This window comes from Blautia sp. AF32-4BH (assembly GCF_003460565.1).
In the GTDB taxonomy this organism is placed as follows: Bacteria; Bacillota; Clostridia; order Lachnospirales; family Lachnospiraceae; genus Fusicatenibacter; species Fusicatenibacter saccharivorans.
In genome coordinates, this window is sequence record NZ_QTVL01000024.1 from 1 (window position 1) to 20,972 (window position 20,972).

The 20,972-nt window shown below is 38.5% G+C and carries 14 protein-coding genes; 11 read left to right on the plus strand and 3 right to left on the minus strand.

All coding sequences use genetic code 11. The features are described from left to right. Window positions 1-220 precede the first annotated feature (220 nt). Window positions 221-583 carry a helix-turn-helix domain-containing protein gene (locus DWZ44_RS17150; RefSeq protein WP_117805382.1) on the minus strand — a complete coding sequence of 121 codons (363 nt, stop codon included), beginning with the start codon at window positions 581-583 and terminating at the stop codon, window positions 221-223. 217 nt (window positions 584-800) lie between these two features. On the opposite strand from DWZ44_RS17150, the gene DWZ44_RS17155 reads away from it, so the two are divergent. The 7 genes from DWZ44_RS17155 to DWZ44_RS17185 all read left to right on the plus strand — a co-directional run bounded on the left by DWZ44_RS17155 (window position 801) and on the right by DWZ44_RS17185 (window position 16,811). Further along, window positions 801-1,676: a tyrosine-type recombinase/integrase gene (locus DWZ44_RS17155; protein ID WP_242998507.1), complete on the plus strand. Its 876-nt coding sequence runs from the start codon at window positions 801-803 to the stop codon at window positions 1,674-1,676. Window positions 1,677-1,974: 298 nt separating this feature from the next. Then, window positions 1,975-3,633, plus strand: coding sequence for a PucR family transcriptional regulator (locus tag DWZ44_RS17160; RefSeq protein WP_117761203.1), 1,659 nt, complete (start codon window positions 1,975-1,977; stop codon window positions 3,631-3,633). Window positions 3,634-3,905: 272 nt separating this feature from the next. Beyond that, window positions 3,906-5,351: an Rrf2 family transcriptional regulator gene (locus DWZ44_RS17165; protein WP_117805383.1), complete on the plus strand. Its 1,446-nt coding sequence runs from the start codon at window positions 3,906-3,908 to the stop codon at window positions 5,349-5,351. Window positions 5,352-5,387: 36 nt separating this feature from the next. After that, window positions 5,388-13,496, plus strand: a complete 8,109-nt coding sequence (locus tag DWZ44_RS17170) for a Cna B-type domain-containing protein (protein WP_117805384.1) — start codon at window positions 5,388-5,390, stop codon at window positions 13,494-13,496. Between the two features lie 33 nt (window positions 13,497-13,529). Next, window positions 13,530-15,116 carry a SpaH/EbpB family LPXTG-anchored major pilin gene (locus tag DWZ44_RS17175; RefSeq protein WP_117805385.1) on the plus strand — a complete coding sequence of 529 codons (1,587 nt, stop codon included), beginning with the start codon at window positions 13,530-13,532 and terminating at the stop codon, window positions 15,114-15,116. Between the two features lie 97 nt (window positions 15,117-15,213). Further along, window positions 15,214-16,095 carry a class C sortase gene (locus tag DWZ44_RS17180; RefSeq protein WP_117805386.1) on the plus strand — a complete coding sequence of 294 codons (882 nt, stop codon included), beginning with the start codon at window positions 15,214-15,216 and terminating at the stop codon, window positions 16,093-16,095. Further along, window positions 16,080-16,811 carry a hypothetical protein gene (locus DWZ44_RS17185; protein WP_117805387.1) on the plus strand — a complete coding sequence of 244 codons (732 nt, stop codon included), beginning with the start codon at window positions 16,080-16,082 and terminating at the stop codon, window positions 16,809-16,811. Before DWZ44_RS17180 ends, DWZ44_RS17185 begins: the two co-directional genes overlap by 16 nt. A 75-nt stretch (window positions 16,812-16,886) precedes the next feature. On the opposite strand, the gene DWZ44_RS17190 is transcribed toward DWZ44_RS17185, so the two are convergent. Together DWZ44_RS17190 and DWZ44_RS17195 are read right to left on the minus strand one after the other, a co-directional pair. Further along, window positions 16,887-18,257 carry a relaxase/mobilization nuclease domain-containing protein gene (locus DWZ44_RS17190; protein WP_117805388.1) on the minus strand — a complete coding sequence of 457 codons (1,371 nt, stop codon included), beginning with the start codon at window positions 18,255-18,257 and terminating at the stop codon, window positions 16,887-16,889. After that, window positions 18,224-18,547, minus strand: coding sequence for a MobC family plasmid mobilization relaxosome protein (locus DWZ44_RS17195; protein WP_117805389.1), 324 nt, complete (start codon window positions 18,545-18,547; stop codon window positions 18,224-18,226). The genes DWZ44_RS17190 and DWZ44_RS17195 overlap by 34 nt, the downstream gene beginning before the upstream one ends. A gap of 283 nt (window positions 18,548-18,830) precedes the next feature. Here DWZ44_RS17195 and DWZ44_RS17200 point away from each other — a divergent pair, with 283 nt between their 5' ends. From DWZ44_RS17200 to DWZ44_RS18840, 4 genes are all read left to right on the plus strand, one after another. Then, window positions 18,831-19,586 carry an 8-oxo-dGTP diphosphatase gene (locus tag DWZ44_RS17200; RefSeq protein ID WP_117805390.1) on the plus strand — a complete coding sequence of 252 codons (756 nt, stop codon included), beginning with the start codon at window positions 18,831-18,833 and terminating at the stop codon, window positions 19,584-19,586. A gap of 23 nt (window positions 19,587-19,609) precedes the next feature. Beyond that, window positions 19,610-19,783 carry a hypothetical protein gene (locus tag DWZ44_RS18320; protein ID WP_158565955.1) on the plus strand — a complete coding sequence of 58 codons (174 nt, stop codon included), beginning with the start codon at window positions 19,610-19,612 and terminating at the stop codon, window positions 19,781-19,783. 139 nt (window positions 19,784-19,922) lie between these two features. After that, a complete protein-coding gene (locus tag DWZ44_RS18835) occupies window positions 19,923-20,306 on the plus strand; it encodes an AlbA family DNA-binding domain-containing protein (RefSeq protein WP_243002146.1) in 384 nt (127 codons plus the stop codon). A gap of 30 nt (window positions 20,307-20,336) precedes the next feature. Further along, window positions 20,337-20,960 carry a hypothetical protein gene (locus DWZ44_RS18840; protein WP_243002148.1) on the plus strand — a complete coding sequence of 208 codons (624 nt, stop codon included), beginning with the start codon at window positions 20,337-20,339 and terminating at the stop codon, window positions 20,958-20,960. Window positions 20,961-20,972: the final 12 nt, after the last annotated feature.

Sequence of the window (20,972 nt, forward strand, 5' to 3'; positions counted from 1 at the left end):
GATCTGTCAATCCACTTTGACGGCATTCCATGATGAGACGGTATTGTTCTTCGACAGGTATTCTTTTGCTTTTCATGAGCACACCTCCATAACTTGAATAGAGTAAAATGCTCGCACCTATCATTTCTAGCAAGAAAAGATGAAGTAAAATGCTTGCATTCTCTATTGATTATTATGGGATATTTTTTAGGGCAACACAATCCGTCGAATTATTTTGCACTTACCTTTTTTGAGAGAGAAGGGTAATTTCTTTCTGATTAAAAAGGTTGTTACATTCATCTATAATAGCTTCAACTGTGCGTACCTGTGAAGGCGTGAGTCGGCGGAGCTTATCTGAAAGAATCAACAGATCCTTATCTATAATTTCACCAGTGAGTAAATAATCGGCACTTACTTCTAAAGCAGAGGAGATTTTTAGCAGATTTTCAGGCCTCATTGCTCGCTTCCCTGATTCAGCATAAGAAACAAACTGGGTAGTGACTTCCCCTTTTTCTGCAAGTGCTTCTTGAGTGAGTCCCAGCTTTTTTCGACGATCCATAATTCTTTTTCCGATTTCCTGTAAACATAATTCGCTATCCGACATTAGTATAAGACATCTCCTCTCGTATTGTTAAATTATATCCACAATAGATGATAAAAATAAGCGTCTACTGTTGACTAAAATCAACAATACGATATATAATCGGAGATAAATATTGAAAAATCTTGGATGCATAACAAGTAGAAAAAGTAGTGTATGGGAATACGAAAAAGCGAACAGCTATAATGAAAGAAAATGAATTCTCAGGAGGACTATGATTATGGAACAGATGGATTTTTCAATAGAGCTATCAGAAAGTGAGATAGAAAAATTTGCAGATTATCTATACCAGAAAGAAAATGCAAAAGCAACAATCAATAAATATATGGCAGATATAAAAAAGTTTTTATCTTTTTTGGCAGATGATAAGCGGATCAATAAAAAAGTATTGTTGCAATATAAAGAATGGCTTGCTCAAAAATATGCTGTCAATAGTGTTAATTCAATGCTTGCCGCCTTGAATCAGTTCCTGGAATTTTTGAATGTAGGAAAGCTGAAAGTGAAAAGAATAAAAGTGCAGAAGCAGCCTTTTTTACAGGATCAGAAAGAATTGACAGAAAAAGAATGCAGGAAATTGATTGCAACAGCTATGGCAGAAGGAAAAGAACAGCTTGCATTGTGTATTGAAACAATAGCATGTACAGGAATTCGGATTAGCGAAATAAAATTTTTTACAGTGGAGCGTGTAAAATCTGGAAAGATAGAGATTTATAATAAAGGAAAGTATAGAAGGATTTTTTTGCCGAAGGTATTGCAAAGGAAACTTCTTTCCTATTGCCATAATAACCAAATAGCAGAAGGTTGGATATTTGTCACGAAAAATGGGAAGTTAAAAGACAGAAGTAATATTTGGAGAGAAATGAAACGATTAAAAGAAAAGGCAGGAGTAGCAGAATCAAAAATATTCCCGCATAATTTTCGACATCTATTTGCAAGAATTTATTATAAAGTGACAAAAGATATTACAGGTCTTGCTGATTTACTTGGACATAGCAGTATCAATGTAACGAGAATATATACAGCAACTACAGAAACAGTGTTTCAAAAGAAGCTGGATAAGATTGTCGAACAGGAAATATTGGAATGTACAACATAATATCTGTTATGTTGTACAGTGCCTCTATTAACCTGTTCTACCCTATTTCTGCAAGTCATTCATTTTCTCTAAAAGAGAACTTTAAGCAATAAAAATAATAAAGATTATAGCCAATTTACCAAGAGCGGTACTTAAATAGGGCACAGCTACCAAAAAATCAGAAAGGAACTATGTAATATGAACAGCATAACAGATAGCAGGGTGTTATTTAACATTATATCGTACGAAACTTAATCTGTCCATAAACAACATAACAGATATTATGTTGTATTGATTTGGCAATGGATAAGGAGTAACGATGGCATATACTGTAAGAAAATTACTTGAATCAGAACAATTTCCAAAAATGAAGCTGCTTTGCGGTGAAAAAGGTCTAGATTTGGAAGTGAAAGGCATTCGAATAATCGAAATTGAAGATATGGAGCGATACCTGACGGGTGGTGAAATACTCATAACCAGTCTTCAGGTATATTTATCATGCAGTGATCGAGAAGTAGAGCAGCATTTTGAAGATTTAGTTAAAAGTGATATAAGTGGATTCATTGTAAAGAAAAGAAAAGAATATGATCCTACAGGACGCAGATTGAGTTTATTAGAAAAACACTGCAAAAAATATGAAATTCCTCTGGTAGAAATTCCAGGAGATTTATATTACTGGGGAATTATCCGTCATGTTATGATGCAGGTATTCGATAAAGACACTGCACGCTTAAAGTATTTTAAAATTACACATGATAATTTTAATACGTTTATTTTAAAAAATAATGGATCAAGCAATACAGCAAGTGATATTATCAAATTTTTAAGCATCATGATCGAGAATCCTGTTGTATTGTATTATGGTAATCTTAATTGTATGGTTTCAACAAACTTGGATAACTCCAAGTTAATATTGTCAGATGAAATTCAGCCATATAAACCCAATATTATTACGAAATTTCAATATATGAAGCAGATGAAAGGAAGCTGTGTTCAATATATAGTGAAATTTGCCATATTGAGTGAGGTGGATATATATATAACAATAACAGAAGAAAATAGAGAACTGATAGAACTTGATTATATGGCAATCGAGAATGCGATTATTAACTTGCAGTATGAATTTTTGAGTGAATTTGCACAGGATGAAGTGAAAAAGAAGTATCAGAGAGATATTATCCATAATATTCTGAATGGATTACTGAGTTCGAAAGAAATGACTGAAGCGGCAGCACAGCTCGGAATGAAAGAAAGCGATACTTACAGGGTTGTTGATTTTCATACCATCACAAAAAATGTACAAAGAAAATATACAAAAGAACAGCTTCACGAAGTAGGTGTTATCGAGGGTGAATTGATGCATCTTTTGCCGGATGCGCTTATTTACAGAAATATGGATCAGATTGTTATGATTCAACAGGTAGATTCCAATCAGACAGAACTGGAATATCAGAAAGAGATGGAAGAAATAGAGGAGGTTATCCAGCGAAGCATCCTTTATAGAAAGAAAGATACAGACTTTCAGATTGGTATAGGAAAAAGTGTGGAAGGGTATCAACGATTGAAAGAATCTTATTACGAAGCAAGTCAGGCTATCAAGTATATTGAGATTATCCGCCTGGTGACTGGTGATAAGAATAAGTCAGTAGTACATTATTCGAACCTCGGATTTTTCCAGATATTCGGCAAAGTTGATGATATGACGGAATTGGAAAGATGCATTCCGGAAACATTAAAGAAATTATATTTATATGAGGATGAACATAAGGGAGAATTGATTACAACCTTGCAGATGTATCTTAGAAATAACCAAAGCATCAAGAAAACTGCAGGTGCAATGTTTGTTCATTATAGAACGATATCTTACAGACTTGAAAAAATAAAACAAATTTCTGGAATTAATTTTGACAATGCAAATGAAGTGCTGGCAGTCAGTAATGGTCTGATTATTTATAAAATGTTAAAAGAAATAGAATAGAAAAAGAAAGAGAAATCGTGTTGAGGCATGGTTTCTTTTTTTTGAACGAAGTTCATAAAAAGATATTAATGGAGAATATCGATACAATGGAACAGATTTTACAAAAAAACGGATAAATATTTTCATTGATTGTACATTATATTAACCGGTTTCAATCTGTATAATTGGGAAACTGATGAGAAAATATTTCAGGAAAAGAATCACTGCTACAGAGGATAGTATTTTTTTGATACAAACTAAGACCTTGCAGGGTTTAGATTAGAGGGATAACGATGCAACTAAAAAATTCAACAGATTACGCAATTAGAATTGTGTGTTACTTAGCAGCACAGGAACGGATGGTATCTACATCAGAATTATCACGGAAGCTAAATGTTTCTGCTAATTATGTTCCTAAAATAGCGAAAAAACTGAAAAATGCAAAAATAGTCACTGCCTGTGAAGGTACAAATGGTGGCTATATGCTGGCAAAACAACCGGAGAACATTTCTTTAATGGATATTATATCGTGCGTAGAGGAAACAATGGCAATTAATCGTTGTTTGGAAGAAGATCGATTTTGTTCCAGAAATTTAGAAGATACCTGCAAGATACATAAAATATTGTTGAGTTTGCAGAATACATACAATAATAAATTAGAGAGTGTAAAGGTTTCAGACGTTATTCGCCCTGGAGAAGATGAATATTTTGGACGATTTTATGTTGTATTAAAACTGAACTTAAAGGAAAAAAGCTACGAGTGTGTGTATTCACATATCCGTGAAGTGTACGAGAAAGTAAGAAAAACAGAAAGCTATGAAGAGTTCATAAGCCAATATGTAGAAAGATACGTGTATGCTTCTGACAAAAAAATGGTTCATGACTTCTTATCAAGTGAAGGATTAGGAGAAAGACTAGTTGATGGATGTGAGGAACAAGATCTTCCGTATCGCAGAATTACTGGAAAAGATAAGAATGCATATGTTTGGATGGAAGCAAAAAAATATATAGATGCAAATGAGAATACTGCAATTATTACCTTACATAATGAGAAAATTGTCCAGAACACAGTTATAAAGATGGAACGAGAACTCATAAAAAAAGAACAAGATATGACAAAGCAGTATTGGGATATGGTATCACTTTTAACTACTGTATTGAATCATAATCATTTAGTTGAAGTAGGGTACCAAGATGACATCAGTTTCTATACGAAACAGGTATATCTTCAATTGCAGAAAAAATATCCAGAATACGGGATTACGGATGAAGAAATTGCGTCAGTAGCTCATTTGGCACCGATTCATGATATTGGAAAGATAAAAGTACCAATTGAAATTTTAAATAAAAATGGAAAATTGACGGATGAAGAAATGAATGTAGTAAAGCAACATCCATTAGTAGGTGCAGCGATGACCCAGAGATTTCCAGAGGGGATAACAACGGAAAAGCTGAACAAATATAGTTATGAAATATGCAGACATCACCATGAAAGATATGATGGATCAGGATACCCGGATGGTTTAAAAGGAAATGCGATTCCAATGTGTGCGCAGGTCGTTGGGATTGTTGATGCTTACGATGCATTGATCAATGATCGTCCATACAAAAGAAAGTATGAACCTGAAGAGGCAATACAGATGATTTCAAATGGTGAATGCGGAGCGTTTTCTAAAAAACTGATTCAGTGCTTGACGGCGGCAGCAAAGCAGCAAAACTGGTTAAAAAGGCAAAATTAAAGTAACAAGTGAAGGCAAAAGATTAGAGGTCCAGATATGAAGAAAAAAAGAAGGATAGAGAACAGAATTATCGCAGTCATACTATGTATGGCTATCTTATTTTCTCAAGTGAATATTGCGGATGCAGCAGATCTGAATCCATCAGGTACCAACACGAGTCAAGTGGACCTTTCTGATGAAACCAATATGAGCAATGATGAAGCATCAACCGAATCCACAGTTTCAGATGAAATAAATGGCACCATGGAATCCGAATCTAAGATATCGGAGGAAACAAATGAAAACTCAAAGAATAACGAATCGGAATCTTCCGGTGAAAATGTTAAAGCGGAATCAACAGATAATATAGAGGCTTATTATAAGGATAGTAAAATATGCATTTATAATTTTGAACAATTAAAACAGATTGGTTCAGATGCTTATATTTACACAGGTGATAAGGATGGAAAGATTGGTTCTGGAGATGTGGTAAAGAGTGAAGGCACAGAGCTGAAATACGGTGCAGATGCCCAATACATTTTGATGAATGACATCCAGATGAACTTGGAACAGATGTGGTCAGTGCCGGATTCCTTTACCGGAACTATCACGGGTACGGAAATAGAAGAAAATGAAACACCGACTCTCTATGACAAAGAAACGGACACCATCTACATTTATAACCCATATCAGTTAATGGTGCTTGCACAGGAAGAATCTGAAACGGAACCAGTTATGTCATTGGATTATGATGCACCACAGTTTGGTATGGGGCAGATGATTTATCCGGATGGAGATGATCAGGAGTATCTGACTTATAGTAAGTCTCATAATTATGTGTTATCGCAGAAGTTTAATTCAGATAAGCCGGAATTAGTTGCAGATCAATTGACAGAAAAAGCGGCGGATGGAGTTCAATGGCTAGATGGTGAGCATGCAGATGGAAGAACAAAACCAGGACAGCTATATGTAGAAGTTTCCGGGAAGAAATATATTCTGATCGGAAATGAGTCACAGCTGCGGGCGATTGGAAGCAATAAGAGTGTAACCCCAAGACTGTATGTTTATTACAAACCGGGCTTGGTAAGTGGTCTGGTTGGTAGCGATCCTTTTTACAGTCCTTATTATCCGGGAGATGCGGACCTTGGCTTGGATGCTGTAGCAAAAGAAGGTGCAACTACCCACGGTCTTATAAGTCAAAAGCCGGACAATGTCAAAGGAGAAAACTCATATCTATATTATAAAGATAATGGTAAGTATAAGCTGGCAGATGTCGATTTGACAAGCGATGATATTGTTACGGGTCTACTGAAGGGAGTAGGCGGACTGTTAGGGACATTATTGGGTGGTCTTACAGTAGGAACTGGTAGTTTATGTGGCGTTAACGACCAGGGGTTGCCTGACAATAAAACAGCGAGTCTGATGAAGTTAAAGCAAGAATATGGTGGTTTAAAATATTCATCCAATGCAAATTACATCATTTTCCGAGATATTGACTTATCAAAGGATGGTGTGAACTCAAATAATGAAGATGATCTTTGGACACCACTTATGGTGTCGGGGGACATCAAAGGTGCAAAGTTAGCAGATGGACAAACAAAGATTACGGATGGAAACACTATTCTGGCAACTGGAAGACCTGTGATTTCTAATGTGAATGTGAACCAGACAGAAGCAATGGATGGCTCTAAGTACATAGGAATTGGATTTTTTGGAACAATTACGAATGAGGTTAATGTAAACAATATTGGTGTCAGCGCCGGAACAGTCTCCGTATCAAATCTGGAATTACAAAATGTAAATGTACAAAATAACACGAATGAACATAAAAACACTCAGACCATAATAAGTGGACTTACATCAGGGCTTGGATGGCTTGTAGGTGGTGTAGTTGATTTATTAGTAGGAGTTTTAACATTTGGAAACGTAAACCTGAATTTAAAAGATACATTATCAGCACTTTTAAATGCAAGAGCAAAGGATCCGACGATTTATGCAACAGGTGCATTTGCAGGAAGGCTGGTGGGAGATGTTTCCATTGAAAACTGTGATGTGACAGGAGAGGTCAGTGTTTCGAACATTAATGATCGTACTGGTGGGTTTGTCGGTTATACAGAAGGCGTAACACAGTATGACGGATTGTCAAAAGCTCTTGGAGTAACGGTGAATGCATTATCATCATTGTTAAATGCAATTCCGGGACTTGGACTTGGAGATTTGATTACAATTCTTCTAGACAATGCATTGCCGGTTGATAGTTTAATTCCTACTGGATACAAAAATGTAAATATCAAAAACTGCCATGTAGAGAATCTGTCAGGAACTATCGGATCTGCCGATAAAGATTATGCCGGTGGTTTCGTAGGACAGCAGGTAGGAACAAGAATCTTTGACTGCTCCGTGAAAAACAGTAGTTATTCTGTAACGGCAAAAGAATACGGCGGAGGATTTGCAGGAATCAGCAGAGATGCGGAAATCCGTGGATTGTTAAGTGATGTAGGTGTTGAACTTATCCGAGTAATGCAGCCACAGAGTATCTTGTTAAATTGCAATCTGACAGGATGCAATGTCTCAGTATCTGGTGAAAATTATCAAGGCGGTATCGTAGGAGCACAGGCAAACAGTTATGCGGTCAACTGCGGAGCGAATGGAAGCATCGCAGTTAAAGCAAGTGGAAGTTATGCCGGTGGTGTGAGTGGTATTTCAACAGTTGGGTGGATTACAAACCTTGGAAATAAAGAAGTCAAGGATGTAAGCCTTTTAACAACGGTAAAAGACTTGTTGACGGGCCTTTTGTCCAGTGATCCGGAAAAAGCAGGTATGCTCTTGTCACTTGTAGGAATTGCACCATCAGCAATCCTGGGATGTAACATGGATTGTTCATCGGTTTCGGTTGAGGCTGGTAAGAGTTATTCCGGTGGTATTCTGGGTGGTGGTGATGGTGTCTATATTGCAGAATCCAGTCTCGAATATTTAAATAAACTTCCGTACTGGAAACATGGCGTAGGGGATGCGAGCAGTGTAGCCCGAAGAGATAATGTGCTCACAGGATTAAAAACAGTTACGGCAGGTGAAAATCGTGCCGGAGGTATTGCCGGAAGTGTAACAACAGCAAATGTCACAGGACTTTTAAATAATACACTTGGAATCGGAAACTTCCTTGGATTTACTGTGCATCATGTAACGGTGACGGGAGTAAATGATGGATATACAGTTGAAGCAAAAGAAAATTATACCGGCGGAGCGATTGGCGAGGCTGTTGGTGGAGATGTGGATACTGTAACATTGAATCAGGTAAAATCTGTTACAGCAAAAAACAGAGTCGGTGGTTTTATCGGTTGTGCAGGCCCGGGAGATCTGGCAGGTGGAAACGGACTGACTTTGAACCTGTTGGGACTTAATAACTTGCTGAAAGTTGAAAATCTGCTTTCTGTGGCAGAAGGTGTCAGAGTTAAAATCAACGAAGCTCATGTAAATGGCATCGCAGGAGGCATGACTGTAGAAGCAACAGGTACAAATTCCAACGGCGAAGTAGTGGATTATACAGCTGGTGGTTTCATCGGAAAGAGTAACAGTTGTGAGATCATTAAGTCCGATGTGAAAAGTTTAAAAGAAGTAACAGCAAATGATAAAGATGGTTTTGCCGGAGGATTTGTAGGTTCCTCACAGACCGGAGGTCTTGCAGATGTAGCTGGTGAAGCGGATGTCAAAGCTTTGTTAAATGCAAATAAGTTGTTAGGTGCTGTCAAGTACTTGCTTCCTTCTTATACAGAGTGCACGGTTACTTATGTTGATAAAGGCGGAGTTGCTGCTGATACAGCAGGCGGTTTTGCCGGAAACTTCCAGAGTGGAACGGTTAACAACCAGGATGCAGGAGAAGGTAACTATTATTCTGTATACAATCTGGATCATGTAAACGGGCAGTCTTATGCCGGAGGCTTTGGTGGAAATGTTTACTCCGGAGCATTGGCAGATGCTGGAGGTGGAATCAGCATTCTCGGAGGAATCAAAGGTCTGAATATAAATGTTGGAGATCTGCTTAATCTGATCAATGCCTACATTCCATATGTGCAGTATGCCGGAGTCAAGTCAGACAACGGATTTACTGTTACTGCCAACAAGACGAAATCAGAGGACAGTCATTCCGGAAGTGCCGGAGGATTTATCGGTTACGGAAGCGGTGTACAGGTAAGCTACTGTGATGTTACGAATCTGAAGCACACTACTGTAAAGGAACCGAAGGATCTGGAAGCAGATGAAGCACCAACATACTATGATGAAAATGAAAGCACATATGCAGTAACTGGTGCCAGATATGCAGGTGGATATATCGGATATATGGATATCGGTTCTGCAGCTTCCGTTGGAAAAGGTTTGAGTGTACTTGGCAACTCGATAGAAATCAATCATGTGCTGGATGCATTGAATGTTGTTGTTTCTACAATAGAACATTCGAATGTTACAGGAAATGTTGGCGGTTTTGCAGTAAAAGCGACCTGGAAAAATACAGCATCTGATGCATCGGCAAATGACATACTTGGTGATGCAGGAGGATTTGCCGGAAAGATTTCCGGTGGACACATTCAGGATTCCAACGAAAATAACTTCTCATATATCATTGGACAGATTACGGCTGGTGGTTATGTGGGAGATCTGGAACCAGGAAATGTGGCAAATGTTCTTGGCGATACGGGTATCTTAGGTGGTCTTGTTGATGTGTCAGATACATTGGCATCATTGGCGGAGGACTTTGTGCCGACAATCAGAAACAGCTCTACGACTTGTGTTCCTTGTGGTGGTGCAGTTCGTGCGGATGCGGATTCAACAACACAAGTACAACGAGGTATGGCCGGAGGGTATGCAGGGCATAATGAAGGCGGTCATATCTGGGGAAACAATACAAAGAATTGGAAAGGTAAAGCTTATACTGGACCAACAAGTGTCTGCAAAGCAGTCCGGATCCGATCTGTATACGGAGAAGAAATTGCCGGTGGTTTTACAGGACTTATGGAGTCAGCAGATACTGCAAGCACCGGAAACCTGTCCTTATTATGGGGATTGGTAAAGGTAGATAACATCCTGGGAGCACTTAGCGTTGTTTATCCGACAGAAGAAAATACGGCAGTTTACGGACCACTTGCCTTGATGGATTATGAAACCTGGAATAAATGGGTGGAGTTTGTCGGAAAAAAGGGTGGTTACGGAAGTGATCTTGCGGAGCATGGAACAGTAAGGAATCAGGCTGAACTGGATGCAATCATCGGAAAGTATGCTTACGGATACAATGTTGTAGCAGGAAGAGTCAATTACCGAGATGAGACAAAACTGGCAAATGGCGGAGCAGCCGGTGGCTATGTCGGATCAATGCAGACCGGAACTATTACAAATGGACAGGCTTATCAGGCGAAGACAATTAAAGGGCTTCGATGCGCCGGCGGTTTTGCAGGTGAAATGATAAACGGCGGAGCAGCAAAGCTTGGAGGAGTTGATATCCTCGGTCTTAATCTGCAATTAGGACAAATGCTGCAGGTACTTAATGTCTTTGTGCCAGTAATCAAGAAATCTTCGGTAGATGGTTATCAGAGTGGACTGATTGTCCAGTCAGAAGGTGTAGATGACAAGGATACCTGTGGTTATGCCGGAGGTTATGTAGGAAAACTGATCGGTGGGCAGATCTGGGGCGAAAATGATGCACGCTGCAAGGTCACAAAGCTAAGACGAGTTGAAGGAAGAAGCTATGTTGGTGGATTCGTCGGAAGCTCAAGACCAGGAAGTGTAGCAACAGTGGATCCTACTGCCGGAGAAGGATTACTTAGCCAGCTTCTGAACAAACTGTTAAGTAAACCGGCAGATTTGATAAAAGTATTAAATGCCACAGTCGCAACTATCCGTTATGCAGATGTGGAAGCCTGGGATGACTGGGGAATCATCGTAAATGGTGCTTATGCAAGTGGAAGAAATAACACTTCTTATGCAAAAGCAGCCGGAGGATTTGCCGGAAATCTGGAAGGAACGGTACTCGGCAAGAAGGATACGGAAGAGGCAGGAGTTTCTGTACAGAATATCCGTTCCGTAGTCGCAGGTGAATATGCCGGAGGATGCTTCGGTGTTGCTGATGTAGCCGGAGTTGCCAATATCAGTGCAGGAAGTGAAACATCTCTTTTGGATAAACTTTTGCAGCTTGGTAGAACCGATGTGTTGGATGCGTTTAGAAGTTACGTATATTACGGAACTGTAAACGGAAGTAAAGATGCTGGCTTAAGTGTCAGCGCAAACACAGCAATAAAATCCGGACAGAACAATCAGGTTACATATAGCGGAACGGCCGGAGGATTTGGTGGATCGCTGTTAAATGGTTCTGTAAAAAACAGCAAAGTAACGAGCTTAAGTAATGTAAGAGGTTTAAATAGTGTCGGTGGATTTGTTGGCTATTCTGGAAAGAGTGGAGTGGTTAAGGCAGATAAGATTGACGTTCTTGGAAATAATAAAGGACAGTTGCTCGGTGGAGCACTTGGAGTTATGGACATTTTTGGTTCTCACATTGATGACTGTGCAGTTACAGGAACGGATGACGGTTACACCGTGCAGAGTACAAATGGAGATGAGCAGATTGCCGGAGGATTTATCGGATATGCAAATCTTGCAAGAATGTCGAATTGTACAGCAGGTGACAAGACGAACCAGAAAATTGGACTGAAACAGGTAGCGTCAGGTGGAACAGCCGGCGGCTTTGCAGGACGAACAAGTTTCGCTTATCTTGCAGATTTGAAGTTGGATTCTGGAGCAGTGAATGTAATATTCTCACTTGTTAATGAACTTATAAAGGCATTGTATCTGGATAAAATCCAGGACTCCAATCTTCTGAAGATTAATCTTGGAATTATTAAAGTGGATGCACTGTATGATGGCAAACTACTTCACGTAAATCTGCTTGGATTGGATATCTCTGTAGGACTTTCAAAGAAGTCAACGGATAACGACCAACAGACAGACCTTGCAATTATTACGATCGGAGATTCATCCATCAAACTTCCATGTAATGAAAATGGACTTTTGGATGATAATGATGCCAAATCCAATATCAGTGTGAGTCTGATCAAGGCCAATCGAACAAGAATTACAGATAGTAATGTCTACGGTGTCAGTCATGGATATGATGTCTATGCCGGTGGTGCCGGAAATAACAATGATGGTGATGCTAAAGACGGACGAAGTGGTGGCTTTGTTGGATTCAACGATGAAGGACTTTTGAAGAATAACAACATGTATTACTGTGATGTGGTTCGTGGAACAAAAGATCTTGTCGGACCATTTAGCGGAATAAGTAAATTAGATTCACAATATAAGTTCAACACATTGGAAAAAGTGGAAGGTGAGGACAACAATTACCGTATTTATAGAAAGCTGGAGAAGACACTGGATCAGATCAAAAAGAATTCAGACAGGTTGAATCTCAGCTATGAAAAAGACGCTTCCAGTGGATGGGATATTTACACACTGGGCCATATGAATTCGGTAAAAAGCTATGATACTTTGAAAAATGCAAAGCTGACAGATGATACATCGTCAACGACAGCAGAACTGAAAGCATATGAATCGTCGGCAAAAGCAGTATTGATGGCAGATACTAAAACAACATTGAACACAGGAGAAAGTGGTACTCCGGAGCCATCCGAGTCACAGGATCCATGTGATGAACATATCAAGCTGACAATCAATAAAGTTTGGAAGGATTTAAACAATTTTGATAAGTCAAGACCAAACAGTATTACGGTAACAATATCACGTACCTGGAAAGATAAGGCAGGAAATGAAATGACAGAACCAGTACCAGGTTACGAGAGTTACAAAATAGAAGGTTCCATCGATAAATCTAAATGGCAGGAGGTGATAAAGGAACTCCCGGCATACAAGACAGATGGAGATGAAATTTATTATTATACGTATTCCATCACAGAAGCAGAAGTGGATGGTTATACAACAACGATAAATAAATCGCAAGATGGATTTACCTTCACAATAACTAATAAACATTTCCCAAGTCTTCCGGATACCGGAGGATACGGAAGCTATTTGATTTACCTGATAGCTGTTCTGCTTTTCCTGGTATATTTCATAATGAGATATAAAAAATGCAAGGAAAATAAAAAAGCAGAAAAACTATAAAAGAAAAATTCTCAAGAAAAGGAGACAATTGTTATGAAGAGAATGAAAAAAATCATGGCATTAATGCTGGCGGCGATTATGATGATGGCTATGTCTGTCACAGCATTTGCCGCAGAAGGAGCAACAGGAACACACACACTTACAGTTAATGTAAAAACAACAGAACCAGCACAGAATCTGAAAGGTCAGACAATTAATCTGTACAAATTATTTGATGTAACAGAGTCAGGCGAAGGACAGAACAAGAACTATGCTTATACAGTAAATGAGACTTATAAGAAAACATTGGCAACTGTATTAAATATCGCTGAAACTTCTAAAGATGAAGATTTTGCAGCTACAGTTACTAAACTTGGATCTGATAACGCTACTGAAGTACAGAATTTTGCAAATACTTTTACTACAAAAGCTTTGGAAGGAAAGTTAGAAGCAACAACAACTTCTGGAAAAATCACAGAAAAAAATAAAACATCTTATACATTTAATAATTTAGCAGCTGGTTACTATCTTGTATATGTAACAGGTGGAAAAGAGATTCAGTCTTCTTTAGTTACTGTAGATGCTGATACAACTACAGTAGACTTAAAAACAGAAGCACCAAGCATTGATAAAACAGCTGATAAAACAACAGTAAATATCGGTGATGTCGTAACATATACAGTAACAGGTGCAATCCCGGATACAACAGGATACGCTGAATATGTATATAAAATCCATGATGAATTAACTAAAGGTCTTGATTTTGTAAACGATGCAAATGGAACAGCTCTTGAAGCAGGTGCTACAACAGTTAATGTAAAAGTAGCATTTAAAGATGCAGGAGTTACAGATGCTAGTACAGCACCTACAACAGCAACACTTGATACAGCAAACAATAGAAAAATGTCTCTTGACCTGTCAGAATGGGTAAGAGCTAACCAGGCAAACAAGGGAAAAGAATTTACTGTTACATATTATGCAAAAGTAAATAAAGCCGCAGTTGTAACAGAAAAGAACAAGGCTCAGTTAGAGTATGGTAATAAACCAGGTGAAACAACAACTACAACACCGAGTGAAGTGAAGACACCGACCTATCCGTTAGATATCTTAAAGGTTAAAAAAGATAGTAATCCAGAAGAAATCTTAGCGGGTGCACATTTTACTTTGTACGCTTCAACTACAGAAGGTACCATTGATGAAAGCAAACCTATTAAAGTAAAAAAAGATGAAGATGGTAAATATTCTTATGCAGCTGATCAGGCATCAACAGATCCTAGTGTGATTACTGATATGGTAACAGTTGCAACCAAATTTGAAGGAACCGGATACAACTTACACATTAATGGTCTGGCAGCAGGAACTTATTATCTGAAAGAGACAAAGGCTCCAGAGGGTTACAATAAACTGACAGATGCTATTAAAGTTACCATCACAAAGAGCACTACTGCGGATGAGAATGACTGGACTCTTACTGTAGATAAAGGAACAGTAGATGGCAAAATTGTCAAAGTCGAGAACAGCACTGGTTCCCTCCTTCCATCCACAGGTGGACGTGGAGCAATCGCATTTGCTGTAATCGCAGCTCTTCTTGTATTCGGTGTAGCAGTAAGCTTCATCCGTGACAAAAGAAAAGAAGCATAATAATTTTACTAGAGATACAAGATAATATTTAAGGAATGGGCGGTTATCTTCCATGGAAGGTAACCGCAATTCCAAGTATAACAACAGGGAGAATGGAATGAAGAGTAAGAAGAAAAAAAAGAAGATAACAATAAAAGATATTATTCGTTTGATCGTGCTTTTGGTTGCATTCTCCGTATTGTTGTATCCAACGTTTAGTAGTTATTTGAATGAAAAGAATGGTTCCAAAGTTGTATCCTATTATGATGAGGAAAGCGTAAAGTTAAGTAAGGCAGAAAAAGAGCAAATGCTGGAAGATGCGAGAGCATACAATCAGGAAATGCTGGGGAATATTGATTTGATTGATCCATTTTCGCAGGAAGATGTGGAAATAGATGCTCGCTATGAGGGACTGTTGAACGTAGATGGTTCTGGAATGATGGGATACATTCGTATTCCTAAGATTAATATAGAACTTCCAATCTATCATGGAACAAGTGAAACTGTGTTACAGGCAGGTGTCGGACATTTCTGGGGTACATCTCTTCCGGTTGGTGGAGAAAGTACACATACAGTTCTGACCGGACATAGAGGTCTTCCGACAAAAACACTATTTACCAATATGGATAAACTGGAAGTAGGGGATATTTTTTACATTAAAGTTTTAGATGAAACCCTGGCATATCAGATTGATCAGATATTAACGGTTTTGCCACAAGAGACAGATAGCTTGTCTATTGAACCTGGTAAGGATTATGCAACACTTGTTACTTGTACACCATTTGCAATTAACACACACAGACTTTTAGTACGTGGAGAGAGAATACCTTATGAAGAGGCAACGAAGCAAGAGCCGGATACAAATATAAAACCGGAGTTATCTTTTACTGCTAAAGTGCTAATTGCAACAATTATAGTAATCTTCATAGGGCTGATGATAGCTGTAATTTATAGTATACGAGATAGAAAAAGGAGGAAAGCAAGGTGCGAAAGAAGATAAGAAGTATTCACATTATTTTATTCGTTATGCTTTTTCTTGTCGGTAGTTTTATAGATATTTCAACAATCCATGCTGAAGCAGGAAGTAGAATAGGAAGCATTCAAATTATTTGCAAGGGGAGAAATAGTTCGGATAAAGAAGTGACTCTTTCCGGAGCAAAGTTCTCGATATTTCCAATTCAATATATGAAAAATGATGAGCTGATCTGGGAAGATGATTTTAAAGATTCAGGTATATCGTTACAAGATACCAGTGCAGAAGCAAGAGAAAAACAAGCAAGACAATTGTTTGCATTTGCGAAGGAAAATAATATTTCTGGCTTAACGCAAGAAACAGATACTTCTGGACGCACGAGTTTTGGAGAACTGGATGAAGGAATCTATCTGGTTGCACAGATTGGAAATGTGGAAAGTGGTACAGATAAATTTGAATCTGCTCCATTCCTTGTTAATATTCCATCTGAAATCAATGGGAATATAGAATATAATGTAACGATAGAGCCAAAAGCTGAATGGGTTTCACCAGAAACACCACCGAACAATCCAGACAAGCCAAAGAATCCGACACCTTCAAAACCGGATAAACCAAATACTATTCAGAAAATAATAAATACGGTAAAAACCGGAGATACAACAAATATAGGTGCATGGTTTTTAATAGAGATTGTTAGTCTTGGTTTGATTGTAGGATTCTATAAAAAGAGAAAAATGAAGTAGCTATTATTAAAGAAAACTGATCCATTGCGGTGGAATCAGTTTTCTTGTGTTATATGGTTTAAAACGTTTCGGACATTAATGTTGAAGTGTTGATGCAACGGTACGATTGATATCGTTGTTTGATATTTGAGGAGCATAGAGCAGTGCTGTGAAATTCTGTCTAATGATATCCAGTGTCTTCTGCTTTTTTCGCAATTCCTGTTTTTCTCGGACAGTAGCAGCCTGTTCAGATTCAAGATGTTCACTCCGCTTCTGGATTTTATTGGAGCTTGGGATTTTGGTAACACCGAGATCCTGAAGCTCTTTTTTTAGTGAATCGTGGGGCTGGTATTCTGCCTGATGCTTGGTGCGGTATGCTTTTGGATTTTTTGCAGATTTGCAATCTTCAATCACTTTTCGGCAGAGCCGGTAAGAATCACAGTGTTTCTGAATGACTTTCTGTGTACTCAGCTCATTGTTGATTTGCGTTATTCTCTGATCAGCCGCTTTAACAGAAGCATCAACATCAGAAAGATGCTGTTGGAAATCTTCATAATTCAGCAGGTTATTTTCGGAAAGATAGTTGAAGGTGCGTGCCGCTTCTTTCAGATTATTGAGTTTTGCCCAACGTTCAAATCCTTCTCGATTGCTGGTTGTAACATACGTGGAGATATTGATATACAGGCGAGCTTCTCTGGACAGATGCCTTGGAGCTTTTACTTTGTTACGATTTTTTGCCAAACGGATGCGGACATTTTCTTCGGAATAATAGCTTCCGAGAGATTTCATATAAGTGAAGTTCTTCTGCTCCGGTGCACGGAAGGATAAGTGCTTTCCTTGGCGGACTTCGTATCCGGCTAACTGCATTTTTTGTAGAAATTCCTCATAGTTGATGGAAGTCCAGATTGCTTTATCAACTGCGACACGTAGCTTGGCTTTCCAACTGGTGCCACGATGATATTCCATATTCTCTTTATAGCTTTTTCCTTTTTCTCCGGTTGGCATACTGGTGGCAAGTCCATTTTCATGGCAGATACGATTACTGATCCGGCAGAGTTTATGGTAGCTCCGCTTATTGGAAACATACTTGTGATGATCAACAAAACTTGCTGCATTAAAGATGATGTGGTTATGGATATGATTTTTGTCAACGTGGGTACTGATCACATATTCATATTTTCCTTTTAGTACTTCATCTGCAAATTGCTGTCCTAAGCGATGGGCAGTTTCGGCATCAACTTCTCCAGGTTTAAATGACTGGATCAGATGAAATGCCAGGTTATCGCCTTTGTCCATTCCATTCTTTTTTGCCATTTCTCTTGTCATAGAAAATTCAAGATCTGCAGTTTCCGGGGAACAGCCAAAACTGGAAACTAACAGTTTTTCATCTGTCTTATCTGGATTTGTAATATAGTCCAGAGCTTTCTTGTCTGTTACTTTAATGGGGAAGATCTTAAGATACGCCATAATTCTTTCACCATCTCTTTCAATTCTTGCATTTCTTCCGGATACAGATCTCCGGTGCTGTTTACTTTTTTCGCAATCTGATTAATATTTACGCCAATCTTGTGCATTTCCTCATACTGTTTCTTTAGCGGAGTAGTGTCGGTGTTGACGATGTAAGCGTCGATTGCCATTTTACGAAGGTAAGCTCCCATATTTTTTGTTTTTGATTCAATCATCTTTCTGCGAATCAGCTTCTTTTCTTCCGGGGAAACACAAAACAAAATTTGTATATTTCTTTTTCTCTTTGCCATAGGCAGATTCTCCTTTCATTGGTTCTTCGAAGTAGTGACTTCTGAGTTTTTAATTTAGGGCAGGGTTCCCTAAATTGTTGGTTTTTCGGAAGTGTATATACACTTCCTGTCCTTGCTATTTACCGGTGGCACAGCCGCCGGAAGAGAGTCCTTAAAAAAGATCCCTCTATAAATAAGGTACTGAGAGAAGAAAAAGAGGACATCGAAGTTCAGAAGTATGACGCAGACATGATTCTGTGGTATAGTAAAATCTGAACGAAAAAGAAGAAAAGAGGTCAAACCGATGTCACGGAAAAACCATAAGATGATAGATGGGAGACTACTGCAAACGAATAAGAAGTATTCACAGTTAAAGATAAAGCAGAAAGAAAAGATTGCGGAATGGATGTTTCAGGCAACCAGAGATTATTATATGAAAAAATGCACTTTTCCGAATGACAAACATTTGGAAGAAGTAGTGGATACTGTCTATGAAAAAATCGAAGATTTAGAAATCTGGATTCCGTATGGAGAGGTCTTTAAGCATTATAAATCCAAACGATCGGATATCAACAAACATGTCAGAAAATCTCTGAATGAAAAAGAAGAGAGTCGGATTGAGAAGGTCTGTTTTATGAATATGTGTATGATTCAGGATCATAAAGGAAATGTACTGGCTCTGGATAAAGTAAATGATAGCTATACCGGTACAACTTTTCCAGGCGGTCACGTAGAAGCAAATGAGATTTTTCAGAAATCTATGATTCGGGAAGTCTGGGAAGAAACAGGACTTACGGTTGAAGCACCGAAGCTTGGAGGATTATATCATTGGCATAAGAGCGGAGTGCACTATGTTATTACCCTGTATAAAGCGGATAAGTTTACCGGAGAATTAAAGAGTTCTGAGGAAGGAAGAGTTTATTGGATTCCGCTGGAAGAGTTAAAAACAAAAGAACTTGCTACAGGTATGGAACACGTTTTGCGGATTCTGGAATCAGAGAAGGTGGATGAGTGCTATATGCATCTGGAAGCAGATGGATATGTGGGAGACTTGTATTAAAGAATTACATGAGAAATGTGTGCTTGGGTAATGATGAGCCAAGTGAATATTCTGGTGCTAAACAGGCAAGGAAGATTCTTGAACAGGCAGCTGCTTTATTTGCCAGTGGAACTATGAACAATGAGGACAAAACTACTTTCATGGATGAGATGACGAGACTTTATCTGGCATCTAAAAAGAACAGAAGAAAATGGTAAGAAAAAATGAACTGTTTTGTTTTCTTGCTTGCTAGAAAAGAAGGATAGAATGTATAATAGTGTTAATGATCCAGAGAGGTTTACTCTGGAAATAGAATTATTCGCACCAATGGTGCGAGTATAGATTAGGAGTGAAAGAATGGTAGAAGATACTATGTTTTCCGGGAAATCGAAAAATATTGAGTACAAGGTATCCTTACCTGATAAAAGTGAAAAGTACATGAAGACAATCGTAGCTTTTGCCAATACACAAGGTGGCAAGCTGATTTTTGGAGTAGATGATAAAACACACCAGATTGTTGGTGTGGAAAATGATGTGTTGTTTCAGCTGATGGATGGAATTGCCAATGCAGTTTCTGATTCCTGTGTGCCACAGATCATTCCTGATATTGAGCCGCAGACGGTAAACGGGAAAACAGTTATTGTTGTATCAGTAGAAGCAGGAAAGAATAGACCATATTATCTAAAATCAAAGGGAAAAGATAATGGTACTTATATCCGTGTTGCAGGTACATCAAGGTAGGCATTTTCAGAGAAAATAAAAGAATTGGAGATGGAAGGAGACAGAATCTCCTGGGATGAACTTACCTGTGTAGGATATCCAGTTTCAGAAGAAGCTACAGAGAAACTTTGCCAGGATATTGAAAAGTTCCGGAAAAAAGCAGGAATGTCAGAGCATTCTGTGAAGAAAGAGCAGCTGATAAACTGGAAGATCTTAAAGCAGAGTGAGGGACAGCTTCTGGCAACGAATGCCTATGCGTTGCTGACATCAGATTATTTCTCATTTTCTAAAACCCAATGTGCGGTATTCAAGGGAATAGATCGTGCAGTATTTCTTGATAAGAGAGAATTTATAGGACCAATCTATACACAAATCGAAGAAGCAGTAGATTTTGTATTGAGAAATATTCGACTTGGAGCAACAATTGACGGATTGGTGCGAAAAGAGAAATATGAGCTACCACCGGAAGCAATCAGGGAAATGATCATTAACGCCCATTGTCACCGTAACCTGTTGGATGAATCTTGTATTCAGGTCGCAGTTTATGATGAAAGACTGGAGGTGACTTCTCCGGGTGGATTATATAACGGATTAACTTATCCAATGCGTCGTAAAACCCCTTGCTTTAGCTATGGGGATATAAGACGCGTCCATCGAATTTACGCAAGTAATTGAGATGGACAAAAT